The 12,481-nt window shown below is 69.8% G+C and carries 10 protein-coding genes; 3 read left to right on the top strand and 7 right to left on the bottom strand.

The annotated features are described in order from the left end of the window. Window positions 1-42: 42 nt before the first annotated feature. The 3 genes from R9X41_RS23140 to R9X41_RS23130 all read right to left on the bottom strand — a co-directional run bounded on the left by R9X41_RS23140 (window position 43) and on the right by R9X41_RS23130 (window position 1,454). Window positions 43-894 carry a transglutaminase-like domain-containing protein gene (locus tag R9X41_RS23140; protein WP_318632774.1) on the bottom strand — a complete coding sequence of 284 codons (852 nt, stop codon included), beginning with the start codon at window positions 892-894 and terminating at the stop codon, window positions 43-45. A gap of 99 nt (window positions 895-993) precedes the next feature. Continuing rightward, the gene (locus tag R9X41_RS23135; RefSeq protein WP_318632773.1) at window positions 994-1,254 is read right to left on the bottom strand and encodes a hypothetical protein; all 261 of its coding nucleotides are present in this window, start codon (window positions 1,252-1,254) and stop codon (window positions 994-996) included. Between the two features lie 14 nt (window positions 1,255-1,268). Further along, window positions 1,269-1,454 (bottom strand): DUF1328 domain-containing protein, encoded by a 186-nt coding sequence (locus R9X41_RS23130; protein WP_318635316.1) that lies wholly within the window; start codon window positions 1,452-1,454, stop codon window positions 1,269-1,271. A gap of 256 nt (window positions 1,455-1,710) precedes the next feature. Here R9X41_RS23130 and gstA point away from each other — a divergent pair, with 256 nt between their 5' ends. Next, window positions 1,711-2,337 carry a glutathione transferase GstA gene (gstA, locus tag R9X41_RS23125; protein ID WP_318632772.1) on the top strand — a complete coding sequence of 209 codons (627 nt, stop codon included), beginning with the start codon at window positions 1,711-1,713 and terminating at the stop codon, window positions 2,335-2,337. A gap of 25 nt (window positions 2,338-2,362) precedes the next feature. Here gstA and R9X41_RS23120 read toward each other — a convergent pair whose 3' ends face one another. Beyond that, entirely contained in the window at window positions 2,363-4,189 is a 1,827-nt protein-coding gene (locus R9X41_RS23120; RefSeq protein WP_318632771.1) for an ABC transporter ATP-binding protein/permease, read from the bottom strand. A 183-nt stretch (window positions 4,190-4,372) separates the two neighbouring features. Between R9X41_RS23120 and R9X41_RS23115 the strand changes: the two genes are divergently transcribed. Next, window positions 4,373-5,506: an alkene reductase gene (locus R9X41_RS23115; RefSeq protein ID WP_318632770.1), complete on the top strand. Its 1,134-nt coding sequence runs from the start codon at window positions 4,373-4,375 to the stop codon at window positions 5,504-5,506. On the opposite strand, the gene R9X41_RS23110 is transcribed toward R9X41_RS23115, so the two are convergent. From R9X41_RS23110 to R9X41_RS23100, 3 genes are all read right to left on the bottom strand, one after another. Continuing rightward, window positions 5,482-8,727, bottom strand: a complete 3,246-nt coding sequence (locus R9X41_RS23110) for a hypothetical protein (RefSeq protein ID WP_318632769.1) — start codon at window positions 8,725-8,727, stop codon at window positions 5,482-5,484. The two genes, R9X41_RS23115 and R9X41_RS23110, sit on opposite strands and share 25 nt — an antisense overlap. Before the next feature lie 125 nt (window positions 8,728-8,852). After that, complete coding sequence (locus R9X41_RS23105) at window positions 8,853-10,316, bottom strand: sensor histidine kinase (protein ID WP_412556643.1); 1,464 nt, start codon at window positions 10,314-10,316, stop codon at window positions 8,853-8,855. Then, window positions 10,313-11,020 carry a response regulator transcription factor gene (locus tag R9X41_RS23100; RefSeq protein ID WP_318632768.1) on the bottom strand — a complete coding sequence of 236 codons (708 nt, stop codon included), beginning with the start codon at window positions 11,018-11,020 and terminating at the stop codon, window positions 10,313-10,315. Before R9X41_RS23100 ends, R9X41_RS23105 begins: the two co-directional genes overlap by 4 nt. 107 nt (window positions 11,021-11,127) lie before the next feature. On the opposite strand from R9X41_RS23100, the gene R9X41_RS23095 reads away from it, so the two are divergent. Then, window positions 11,128-12,477: a TolC family protein gene (locus R9X41_RS23095; RefSeq protein WP_318632767.1), complete on the top strand. Its 1,350-nt coding sequence runs from the start codon at window positions 11,128-11,130 to the stop codon at window positions 12,475-12,477. The last annotated feature ends 4 nt before the right edge of the window (window positions 12,478-12,481 follow it).

Raw genomic sequence — 12,481 nt, 5'->3', positions numbered from 1 at the left:
CAGGGCTTGAGCGATGCCAGGGTGTTCTGGCGGGTAAAGCGGTCAGGCCATTATCAGCCGCTGCACCGTCGCCTCGCGCGGGTCCGGATCATCCAGCGGCGGCTGGCCGTCGTGGTTCACCTGAATATGCATGTACGACATGGTCACCGCGCCGAACATGGTGGCGAAAGCGGTGTCTTTGGCGTCCCGACCGGTCCCCACACGCACGACTGCCTCAGCGGGCGCGAGGTTGGTCGGATCGAACATCACCCACTGGCCACCCAGCCACGCTTCGAAGGTGGCGTGAAAGTCCTGTGGCGGCTCGTCGAAATGCACATAACCGACCACCAGACGGGCCGGAATGTTGAGCGCCCGGCAGAAGGTGATGGCCAGGTGGGCGTAGTCGCGGCAGACACCGGCGCGCTGCAGGTAGACGTCCTGGGCGCTGGTGGTGGCATTGCTGGTGCCCAGTTGGTAGGCGATGTTTTCACGGATCCAGTCGCAGATGTGGCTCACCCGCTGGTAGCCCTGCGGAACCCGGCCGAACAGATGCTGGGCAGCCCGGCTCATCACATCGGACTGGCAGAAGCGGCTGGGCAGCAGGTAGTGCAGCACCTCGTTGGGCATGTCGGTGATGCTGCATTCGACCAGCGAATGGTCCGGCTTCTGGCGCGTGTTCTCGATGCGTGCGTCGTAACGCACGACCAGCTTGCCGGGAATGCCGTCACAACGGAAAAAGCGGTTGCCGTTGTTGGGGTCTTCGAACTGCCGCACCTGGATGCCGGGGGTAATGGTCAGCGACTCGTCGAGGATGCGCTGGTCGCCACGACGCGAGGCCTGGATGTTGAAACAGAAATGGGTGTCCGCGTGGATCGCGTATTCGAGATCGCAGCGGAGGCTGGTGATGTTCGTCACGATGGACAACCTTGCTCGCAAAAATGGGGGAATCGGAAACCAAAAAAAGCCGCGACATGCGCGGCCTGGGAGCGAATTCGGCAACGCCGCCGAGCCGGCTCAGGCGTGGGTGCCGCGTCCCACGTGAAGTCGGCGCGCCACGCCTGCCGCTGCATGCGCCACGGCATCCTTGGCACGCTGGCCGCGTCGGCTTGCGGGTGGCACGCCACCCTCCCACCAGCTGTTCGCCGTCGTCGCCATCACCTTGCTTGCATACCAGAGCGGTGTGTACATGGGCGCCGATGGGGCGACGATCCGCTCCTGGCGCTCGAAAGGGCCGTGGAGCTGCAGCGCAAAGGAATGGGCGGAAGTCAGGTTCATGTTCGCCGGCATCGTCAGTCGATCGCCTTTCGGACCGCGCCCACGCCCAGGGCGGCGAGCACCACGAAGACGATGGCCACGAGCAGGAACAGGCCGAACAGAATCTTGGCGATACCGGCCGAGCCGGCAGCAACGCCGGTAAAGCCGAGCGCGCCGGCAATCAGCGAAATGATGGCGAAGATGATCGCGTACTTGAGCATGGTGTTCTCCAGAATCCGGACCAGTGCGCTGCGGTTGAGCGGCGGTTCCGGCGATGGAACGGACTCTAGGCAGCCCGGCGTGTTGCACGAGTCGGGGCGCTGCGCCTGGGCCTGTAGGACGAAACCAAGTGAAAACGCCCGTCCGAGCGCGGTGGCGTTTCCTGCGGATAGCATGCGGACGCGGCGTCGCACCGCCCGCCCGGTCCCGCGACGCGCCGAAAACCATCCAACTCGACCTGCCCAGGAAGCACTTTTCATGAAGCTTTATTTCAGCCCCGGCGCCTGCTCCTTGTCACCGCATATCGTGCTGCACGAGGCCGGCATCGCGCATGAGGCGATTCCCGCGCCGACCAAGACCCACAAGCTGCCCGACGGTACCGACTACTACAGCATCAACCCACTGGGCTACGTGCCGCTGCTCGAGCTCGACGACGGCACCCGGCTGCGCGAGGCGGCGGTCATCGTGCAATACGTGGCCGATCTGGCGCCGATGAAGAACCTGATCCCGGCACACGGCACCATGGCCCGCTACCGCATGCTGGAGTGGCTCAACTTCATCGCGACCGAGCTGCACAAGGGCACCAGCCCGCTGTTCAACCCGAGCACGTCGGACGAGATGAAGCAGGCCGTCAAGCTGAAGCTGAAATCGCGCTACACCTGGCTCGACGCGCAGCTCGAAGGCCGTGACTATCTCGGCGGCGACAACTTCAGCGTGGCCGACGCCTACCTCTTCGTCGTGACCGGCTGGGCGCAGAAGATGAACGTGGACATCGGCGGCCTGCAGCGCCTGCACGGCCACTACAGCCGGACCGCGGCCCGGCCGGCAGTCAAGGCGGCGCTTGAGATGGAGCAACAGCAGCAGCAACAACAGCAACAACAGTGATGCGCAGCCGCCGGGCGGCGACGGCTCAGGCCGCCGGCAGCGGCACCTCGGCCGGTGCGAACGGCCCCCTACCCCCGTCCTGCGGCAGATAGCGCACCTGCCGCTCGTGCCAGCGCGCCACGGTGCTGCGGTGCGCGATGCTCACCACGGCCGTGCCGGGCAGGCGCTCCTGCACCAGCGCGTACATGGCGGCCTCGGACTCCTCGTCCAGCGCGGAGGTCGCCTCGTCAAGGAACAGGTAGTCGGGCCGCTGCAGCACCGCCCTTCCAAAGGCCAGCCGCTGCTGTTCGCCTGGCGACAGGCGCATCGACCAGTTGTCCACGTCGTCGAGCCGCTCGACCAGCCCGTCGAGCCGGCAGTCGTGCAGCAAGGCACGCAGTGTGGCGGCATCGTATTCGGAAGCCGTTTGCGGATAGCACAGCGCATCGGCCAGCGAGCCAGTCGGCACATAACTCTTCTGCGGCAGGAACAGCAGGCTCTTGCCCGCCGGATGCGCGATGCGCCCGCCGCCATAAGGCCAGATGCCGGCCAGCGCCCGGAACAGCACGCTCTTGCCCGAGCCCGACGGCCCCGACACCAGCCAGCGTTCACCTGGGCGCACGGCCAGTTCCACCGGCGCGGTCAGCGGCGCATCCGCGTCGCGGCCAGGAACATTCAGCACCAGGCCGTGGGCATGCACCGCGCCATCTGCCGACGCGTCCACCGCGATGCCCCGGCTGCCGTCGCGCTGCGCCTCGTCGCGTTCGGCGCCGACGATGGCCTGTTCCAGGTCGAGCAGCCGGTTCGCCGAGGCCTGCCAGTTGACCAGGCTGGCGTAGCTGTCGACGAACCACGACAGCGCACCTTGCACCTGTCCGAAGGCCGAGTTGATCTGCATCAGCCCGCCCAGCGTGAGCTGGCCCGAGAAGTAGCGCGGCGCAGCCACGATCAGCGGGAACACGATGGCGACCTGGCTGTAGCCGGAGTTCACGAACACCAGGCGGCGCATGTATCGGATGAGCCCTTGCCAGTTGTCGCGGATCAGCTCGAAGCGCGCACGCAGCTGTGATTTTTCCGACGACTCGCCGTGGTAGAGCGCCACGCCCTCGGCGTTCTCACGCAGTCGCACCAGCCCGTAGCGAAAGCCGGCTTCGGTCTGCTCCTGGCGGAAGTACAGGCCGATCAGCGGCTTGCCGACCTTGTGGGTGATCCACGAACCCAGCACGGCGTAGACCAGCGCGGTCCACACCATGTAGCCGGGGATCGTCACCGCGTGGCCGGCCAGCGAGAACGACAGCGGACCCGAAAGCGTCCAGAGAATGGCCACGAAGGACACCAGCGTGACCACCGAATTCAACAGGCCTAGCGACAGCGTCAGGCTGTCGCTGGTGAGGCTGCGGATGTCTTCGGAGATCCGCTGGTCGGGGTTGTCGGCGCGGCCGCCCTGCTCGATGCGGTAGTAGGCCTGGTGCGCCATCCAGCGCTCGAGGAAACGGTTGGTCATCCAGGTGCGCCAGCGCATCTCCAGCCGCATCGTGGCGAACTGCTTGAGCACCGCCACCACGATGAACACACCGGCGATCGCGCAGAACTGCGCCAGCGCGGTCTTGAAGCCGGGGAAGTCGCGCGACTCCAGCGTGTTGTAGAAGATGCGGTTCCAGTTGTTGAGCCACACGTTCACCGCCACCACCGCGAGGTTCAGGCCCACCACCACGGCTAGCAGCCCAAGCGCGGCCTTGCGGTCTTCGGAGACCCAGTAGGGCTTGAGCAGCGCCCAGCTGTCTCTCAGGCGCAGCCGCCCGCGCGGGTCGGCGGGCAGCGGGGTGGACGGGATCGGGGCATGGCCGGTGGGCGCTTCGTTCGGAGCGGTCATGGGGCGCGGGTCCTTGGAATCCTGGGAAATGAAACAACCGCGCACAGTCCGTGCCACGGTCGCGGGCATCCTGCCACTTCCGACGCCCGGCGCTTGTGCGCAGACGTGCGGCGGCCGTATGGTCCCATCCCGTTCTTAGAACGCTCTTAACCCGCTCCCACGCCCGCTGGAAGCGCCCGTCTCATGTCCCACCCTTCCCAAGCCCCTTCCCTGTTCGACCCGGTCCAGGCCGGCAGCCTGCAGCTGGCCAACCGCGTCGTGATGGCGCCGCTCACCCGCAACCGTTCGCCCGACGCGATCCCGCTCGACATCACCGCCACCTACTACGCGCAGCGCGCCAGCGCCGGCCTGCTGATCACCGAGGCGACCGCGATCAGCCACCAGGGCCAGGGCTATGCGCACGTGCCGGGCCTCTACGGCACCGAGCAGCTCGACGGCTGGAAGAAGGTCACCGCGGCGGTGCACGAGGCCGGCGGCCGCATCGTGGTGCAGTTGTGGCATGTGGGCCGCATCTCGCACACTTCGCTGCAGCCCGAAGGCGCCGCGCCGGTGGCGCCCTCGGCCATTACCGCCAAAGCCAAGACCTACCTGGTGCATGCCGACGGCAGCGGCGAGATGGTGCCCGTGTCCGCGCCGCGCGCGCTCGACGTCGGCGAGCTCCCCGGCATCGTCAAGACCTACCGCGCGGCGGCCCGCAACGCGGTCGAGACGGCAGGCTTCGACGGCGTGGAAGTGCACGGCGCCAATGGCTACCTGCTCGACCAGTTCCTCAAGACCAGCTCCAACCAGCGCACCGACGACTATGGCGGCAGCATCGAGAACCGGGCCCGCCTGCTGCTCGAGGTCACGCGCGGCATCGTCGACGACATCGGCGGCGGCAAGGTCGGCATCCGGCTCTCGCCGGTCACCCCGGCCAATGACGTGGTAGACGACGACGCGCAGGCGTTGTTCGACTACGTGGTGCGCGAACTCGCGCCGTTGGGCCTGGCCTATGTGCACGTGATCGAAGGTGCGACCGGCGGCCCGCGCGAGGTGCCCGACCGGCCCTTCGACTACGAGGCGCTCAAGGCCGCCTACCGCCAGGCCGGTGGCCAGGGCGCCTGGATGGCCAACAACGGCTACGACCGCGCACTGGCCGAGAAGAAAGTGGCCGACGGCGAGGTCGACCTGGTCGCCTTCGGCAAGCTCTACATCGCCAACCCGGACCTGGTACGCCGTCTGAAGGAAAACGCGCCGCTCAATCAACCCGACCAGGCCACCTTCTACGGTGGCGGCGAGCACGGCTACACCGACTATCCGACCTTGGCGGGCCAGTAATTCGGCTGCGCGATCGGCCGCGTGTCGTCGGACTCGCGTGCCCGCACGGCGGCCGGCGTGGCGCGCAGGCCGATCCAGTCGCGCTCCGAATACAGGCGCAGCCGACGCTGCAGCTTCACGCCGAAGTCCAGGCCCGAGCGACGGAAGCTCACCGCATGCTGGCGCACCTTCAGTTCCACCTCGATCCAGGCGCCGCGTTCGTGCAGCATCGCGGCGTTTTCAGCCTCGACCTGCCGACGTAACACCGGCGGCGCATCGTCGCCCAGGCCGGCCAACAAGGCGCGGTTGAGGTTCACCCGCCGCGCCACGCTGTCGCGCAACTGGTAGCGCAGCAGGTAGGCGTCGAAGTCGCGTTCATTGCGCTGCACCAGGCGCAGAAAGCGGCCGAGCTTGGCCGATGCTGCGTCCGCCGGCCGGCTGCGGCCCTGCAGCGTCGCCTGGGCTTCGAACGTGGCCAGCCAGCCGAATAGCTCGGCACACAGGGCGTCTTCCCAGTCGGCGCGGTCCTGGTATTCGACATCGAAGGTGCTGGCGTGCGCCACGATGTCGCCGCCCTCCTCCACCAGTCGCAGCTTGCCCGAACGCAGGTGATTGAAATGCCGGGTATGTACCGGCAGGTGCAGGTCGGCCACCGTGAGCTTGATGCGGTTGGGCGTCGATGACGTGGCCGTCGCCGGGTCGCCCGTGAGCTCCACCGGGGCCGGGTGCGCAGGCATCGGCGTGACCTCCGGTTCGTCCTGGGTCGACGTGTTCCTGCCGCCCACGCTCATCCGCAGCCCGAGCGCGGCACCCACCTGAAAGCCGTGGCCGACCCGGTGCTGGTATTCGAGCACCCGTCGCCGGCCTGTCTCATGCCAGTCATGGCGGCTGCCGTAGTGGAGATGGGCTTGTGCAAAGACTTCCGGTCCCACCGACAGATTCATCACCCGGGCGGTTACGCCCGCCGAGCCCTGCGCGCTGCCGGAAGACTCCACCGACAAGGCGTTCACCCAGTTGACGGACAAATCGTCGCGGTAGAGCGCGTAGTCGACCAGCCGGCGCCAGGTGTCGATGGCCGCGTCCTCCGATGCCGAAGGGGCGCTGGTGAACAGGTGGTCCACCACCGCCTCGGCGCTGCGGTACATGGCCTCGTCGTCGAAGTCTGCGCCATCGGCCGTCGGGCGGCGCGCGATGCGGATCAGCAGACCCTCGGGACGGATCAACTCGCGGTGCAGCGGCGTCGCCGACAGGCGAAGGTCGGCGCGCGCCGCCACGCCCGGCACGCTCACGCGGCAGCCCACGCCCGCCTCCAGCTTCACCTGCTGGCTCGAGCCCGTGGCAGTGCCGATGAAGAGGCGGATGCCGTCCGGTCCGCGGGCGAGCTCGAAGACGCTTTCCCGGAACTGCGTGGCGGCCAGATCGACTTCGGCACTGACCGGCACGCCGCTCAAGGTCGCGGCGGCGGAGGCGATGCGGGAGAGCTGCTTGGTGCTCGCCCCCTGCACCTGCCCGTCGCTGAGCTGCAGGCGCGAGATCGTCGCCAACCCGCGCACCATGTCGCGTGCGAGCTGCCGCATGGTGTCGGTCTGCGCGGCGGGCTCTTGCGGCGCCGCCAGTGGCGCCGCCACGGCGATGGTCGATGTGCCGCAGCGCCGCAGCGTCCGTACGACGAGCCGCATCGCCGGCGACACGCCCTGCCCCGCGTCGCGACTCCAGGCCAGCAGATGTTTCCAGGTGCGGGGCTGCGCCAGCACCGCCGCGTATCCGCCGGTGGCCAGCAGGCTCAGCGCGGTCATCGCCAGCCAGGTGTCGCCGATGACATTCAGGCGCCTCATGGTGGTCGGGTCCGGCCACGGCTCTTGCAGGCTGTCGAGCTGCCGCAGGCACATGCGCGACGCTTCTTCCGACACCTCCTCGGCCAGTCGTTCCGATAGTTCCCACGGATCCGGCCCGCCCTGCCGGCACCAGCAACGCCAGGCTGCCGTCTCCAGCAGCGCGTTCACTGGATCCGCCTGCCGTGCCACGGCGAGGATGCTCATTTCGGGCGTGCGAAGCGCGGCCTCCAGCGCTTCGCGCCGGGCATCGGCAGCGGCGGCCACCGAGGCGAGGCCGCCACCGGTGGCGGGCGCGGTCCCGGTCTTTCGCAAGGGCGCGGGATCGCACAGCATCGCCGCGCGCAGCGGCCCCTGGCGCTTGCCCACGAGCCGCATCAGCCCGAGGCGCAGCGAGTCTTCCACGCCCCAGCGGTGGATGGTCTTGTGCTGGAACTTGTGCAGCACGGCCTGCATCCGGCGCAGCGTGGCGCCATCGTCGTGCGGCACGCCGTGCGACCACTCGAAAAGCGCCAGCCGCTGTGCCGATGTCGGCTTGCCGCCCGCCAGGCAGACGCCTGCCGCTTCCCATGCCAGCCGTGCGGGATGCGTGGCATCGACCGTCTGCACGGGATGCGCGCGCAGATAGTCGCCGGCCTGCAGTCGTACGCGCGCGGCCGTGGCGGTCACCGCGGCATCGCCACCGAGCGCGCGCAGCGCCCGCAAGCCGAGCCCGGAGCGCGACAGCCGCTGCGCCAACGCGAGCGCGAGGCGATCCACCGCATCCGGCGGACAAGCCGGCCCCGCGCCCACATGGCGCCACCACCCGGGCACGCGCAGCCGGTCCAGCACGAGCGACGTCAGGGACGCGGGCACGCGGCCGGTCAACAAGGCCTGGGTGACCAGCAGGCGCATGCCGTCGGCCAGTTCGGGATCGTCGCCCGCACCGAGCCGGTCGACGACCGCCGGCAGCAGCGCCGGTGCACCGGCCCACGCCGCATCTTGTTGGTCGACCGGGTCGCGGCTCAGGCGCATGAGGAGTTCGGCGACGCTGCGAGGCAGGGCTGATGCAGTGGTGTCGGCCGCGCGTTTCGATGACGTGTGGCGACCCGCGTGGCGAGCCGTCCGGCCACCGTCCCGCTGTAGATACAGCGCATCCGCGGGCTCGGACCGCACCGGCACGCGGGGTTGGTCATAGACATGGTTGTAGAAGCCGCACGCATGCAGGCCCAGCGGCGCGTGGATCTCGCAGAAATGCCCGCTGATCCAGTCGCGGGCGCGCACCGCGAGCGGGTGCCGCAATTCGTGGGCCGGAGCCAGACCGGTTTCCGAATCCGTGTCGTCGGCCCGCGTCAGCTGCGGCGGGTGTTTCACGTCCGACGGTTCGGCGGCTCGGCGTGTGGTCACGGCCGTGGTGGCGAGGCCCAACATGGGTTCAGGTTCTGGATGTCATCGAACCCGCATGGTCGTGCCGCCGGCAGATCCATCGCCGCTTTCAAACGAACTTCTGTATCTCTCCGCGCGATGGCGACACGCCGTCGAAGAGATGGTCAGCGTCAGGTCGTCGACCCCAGCGGCGGCGGCCGCCGCAGGATGACCGAGGCCGCCAGCCCGGGATGCTGGGCCGCGGGCTCCAGCAAGAGCTGCGCGTCCAGCAGCTGCGCATAGCGCGCCACGATCGACAGCCCCAGTCCCGCGCCCTGCTTGAGCCATGCGCCCTCCGGCCCCTGCGCCCAGCGCTGCCGCAGCCGCCCCTGCTGCTCCACGGAAATGCCGGGCCCGTTGTCGACGACGGTCAGCCGTACCTCGTCGCTGTCCGGCTCGGCGGTCACCGCCACGGTGATGCGCGGCTGCGAGCCGTCGGCCGGCTTGCCGTAGCGCAGCGCGTTGTCGATCAGGTTGTTGACGATGCCGTCGATCAAGGCCGCATGGCCCAGCACTTCCACCGCTTCGTCGAGGCCGCGCGCGCCCAGGTCGACACCGGCCGAATCCGCGCGCGACAGAAAGCGCAGCACCGCGTCGCGGGCGATCTCGTCGAGTGCGATCGGCTCGAAGCGCATCACCGGCGCCTCGTCGGCGCGCGCCAGCGCCAGCAACTGGTCGACCAGCCGGCTGGCGCGTTCCTCGCTACGTGCGATGCGTTCGAGCTGCTCGCGCCAGGCAGCGGGATCCTGCTGCGCCAGTCCGTATTCAGCCAGCGCCCGGATGCCGGCCAGCGGCGTGCGCAGCTCGTGCGCCACGTTGCCGGCAAACTCGCGCTGCGCCCGCACGCCGGCGCCCACCCGCGCGAACAGGCTGTCGAGCGCATCGCCCAGGCGGCGCACCTCGCGCGTCGATCCGCCCACCCGCACCGGCGACAGGTCGCTGGCGCTGCGGGTATCCAACGTCTCCTGCAGGGCCTGCAGCGGTCGCACGTCACGCGCCACGGCGCGGCCCATCCAGACCGCCAGGCCCACCAGCAGCACCAGCTGCGGCGCGATGGCGTAGAGCAGCAGGCTGCGCAGCAGCGTGGCGCGCGACTGGGTGGTCTCGGCCATCACCACGTCGAAAGGCTGCGGCCGGCCGGTGCGCAGCAGCACCGCGCGCAGCGGCCGGCCCTGGTAGGAGATGTCGGAGAAGCGGTAGCGCGCGCCGTCTTCCGGCGGCGGCGCGTGCAGCCCGCCGTGGCCGGCCAGCAGCGTGCCGTCGGGCCAGAGCACCGCGAAGTAGATGCGCTCGGACTGGTCGAACAGCACCGCGCCCACCTCGCGCGGCGACAGGCCGAGCTCCAGCTCCTCGCCGGTGGTGTGCACGTTGGCGGCCACCGAATAAGCGTCGTCGAGCAGCGCGCGGTCGAAGGCCCGCTGGGTGAAGTTGATGGCGACGGCGATCGACACCACCACGCCCAGCAGCCAGGCCAGCGCCAGCGGCACCAGCACGTGCTGCAGCACCCGGGTGCGCAGCGATGGCAGGCCGGGCACCGGCGGTGGCGCGGGCAGGGGCTTCAGGCCGTCGTCCGCCTGCGCCGGCGCGCGCGTCACATCGCGTCTCCGGCGCCGGATTCGGCCTCCAGCAGGTAGCCCAGGCCGCGCAGTGTGCGAATGCCCGCGCCGCTGTTCGTGAGCTTCTTGCGCAGCCGCGAGATGAAGGCCTCCAGCGCGTTGTCGCCCAGGTTGTCGTCGAAGCTCGAGAGCTTTTCCGACAGCGTCCGTTTGCTGACCACGCGGCCGGGCGGTGTCATCAGCTCCCACAGCACCTCGAACTCGCGCGCCGGTAGTTCGAGCAGCTGGCCGTCGAGTGCGAAGCGGCGGGCCTTGCGGTCGAGCGACAGGGCGCCGACCGAGGAGATGTCCTGCGTGCCCTGCGCGCGACGCACCAGGGCGCGCAGCCGGGCCTCGACCTCGGCCAGCTCGAAGGGCTTGCCCAGGTAGTCGTCGGCGCCCGCGTCGAGGCCGGCGATGCGCTCTTCGGTGCGGTGGCGCGCGGTCAGCACCAGCACCGGCGTGCGGTCGCCCCGGCCGCGCGCCGAACGCAACACGTCGAGACCGCTGCCGGGCGCCGCTCCGGTGCTGTTGGAGGCCGGCAGGTTCAGGTCGAGCAGCACCGCGTCGAAAGGCTGGACCCGCCAGAAATGATCGGCCTCGGCCACGCTGCGGGCCTCGTCCACGCGGTGGCCTGCATCGCGCAGGCTGCGCACCATGACGTCCCGCAGGACTGGATCGTCTTCGACTACGAGGATGCGCATCGGCTGTGGCTGAAAACAGAAAATGGACGGGGCTCTCGACCGGAGCGAAAGCCCCTCGATGGCGGCGGTCAGGCGATGGTCAGTACCGTGCCGCGATAACGTCGTCCATGAGCATACGACAGTTGTTTTGGATGGGCGGCCTCGGCCTCGCCATGCCCCTCGCGGCGCAGACCGCCGCCCCGGTGCCGGTGCCTGCCGCGCCGGCCGCCCTGACCCTCACCGCCCAGGCCGCACAGGCCATGGGCGCGCCCTACACGCTGACGCTGGCCCAGGCCCTGGCGGCCGCCCGCGAGAACCTCGACGTGGCCATCGCCCAGGGCAATCTGGCGGCCGCCCGCGCCGACATCCTGGCGGCCGACCACGCGCCGCTGCCGGTGCTCTCCGGTGTCGCCGAGAACATCGACCTGAAGAACGGCGTAGGCGCCGGCAACGCGATCCGCGACAAGCGCATCGACAAGACCATCGGCCTCGACTGGACCTACGAACGCGGCGACAAGCGCCTGCTGCGCACGGCGGCCGCCGAACGTGCCGCCGCCGCCGCCAGTGCCGATGTCGACGACGTGCGGGTGCACGCGCTCATCACCGCGCTGGCCGCCTACTACGACCTGCTGGCGGCGCAGGATCGCGCGGTGGAGGTGGGCGCCATCGCCGGCAGCGCGGGCGAGCTCTCGCGCGCCTCCGACCGCCGGGTGCAGGCCGGCGATCTGCCCGCCCAGGACGCGGCCCGTACCGCCATCGAGGCCCAGCGCGCCCGTGCCGACGTGCAGCAGGCCGAGCTCGATCGCCTGCAGGCGGCCGCCACCCTCACCCAGGCCATGGGCGCGCGCGGCGCCGGCCGCACCATGCCACGCCAGCTGCGCGCCGACGGCTACACCGCCCTGCCGCCGGTCGACGTGGAACGGGTCGATCTCGCCTCGCTTGCCGAGAACCGCCCCGACGTGCGCGCCGCCTCCGCCCGGGTGCAGTCGGCGCAGGCCAGCCTCGACGGCGCGATCGCGCTCAAGAAGGGCGACGTCACCATCGGTGCCGGCTTCGAGCACTACCCCGGCGTCTCCACGCGCCTGATCCAGTTCCGCGCCTCCATGCCGCTGCAGTGGGGCTACAGCTTCGAAGGCGAGATCGGCCGCGCCCAGGCCAGCTTCACGCAAGCCGAGGACGCGCTCGACAAGGCCCGTCGCGACGCCATCCTGGAGCTGCAGGGCCTGCAGCAGACCGCGCTCACCGCGCAGCGCCGCACCCAGGGCTACGAGGTCGAGATCCTGCCGCGCGCCCGCCGCGTGGCCGAGGGCGCCGAACTCGCTTTCCGACGCGGTGCGATCCCGCTGGTCGACCTGCTCGATGCCCGCCGCACGCTGCGCGCCACTTTGCTCGAAGCCATCGACGCCCGTACCGACTACGCCAAGGCCGCCGGCGCATGGACGCTGCAGACGCAGCCCGGCCTGCTGCTGGCGCCGTGAACCA

This window comes from Xylophilus sp. GOD-11R (assembly GCF_033546935.1).
Classification (GTDB): Bacteria; Pseudomonadota; Gammaproteobacteria; order Burkholderiales; family Burkholderiaceae_C; genus Xylophilus.
The sequence above is the reverse complement of the archived record's forward strand: the minus strand, read 5'-3'. Positions and strand labels throughout refer to the sequence as shown.

Coding starts and splice junctions, on each gene's coding strand:
- R9X41_RS23135 (WP_318632773.1), bottom strand. CDS start 1,254: ATGAACCTGACTTCCGCCCATTCCTTTGCGCTGCAGCTCCACGGCCCT.
- R9X41_RS23130 (WP_318635316.1), bottom strand. CDS start 1,454: ATGCTCAAGTACGCGATCATCTTCGCCATCATTTCGCTGATTGCCGGC.
- gstA (WP_318632772.1), top strand. CDS start 1,711: ATGAAGCTTTATTTCAGCCCCGGCGCCTGCTCCTTGTCACCGCATATC.
- R9X41_RS23120 (WP_318632771.1), bottom strand. CDS start 4,189: ATGACCGCTCCGAACGAAGCGCCCACCGGCCATGCCCCGATCCCGTCC.
- R9X41_RS23115 (WP_318632770.1), top strand. CDS start 4,373: ATGTCCCACCCTTCCCAAGCCCCTTCCCTGTTCGACCCGGTCCAGGCC.
- R9X41_RS23110 (WP_318632769.1), bottom strand. CDS start 8,727: ATGTTGGGCCTCGCCACCACGGCCGTGACCACACGCCGAGCCGCCGAA.
- R9X41_RS23100 (WP_318632768.1), bottom strand. CDS start 11,020: ATGCGCATCCTCGTAGTCGAAGACGATCCAGTCCTGCGGGACGTCATG.
- R9X41_RS23095 (WP_318632767.1), top strand. CDS start 11,128: ATGAGCATACGACAGTTGTTTTGGATGGGCGGCCTCGGCCTCGCCATG.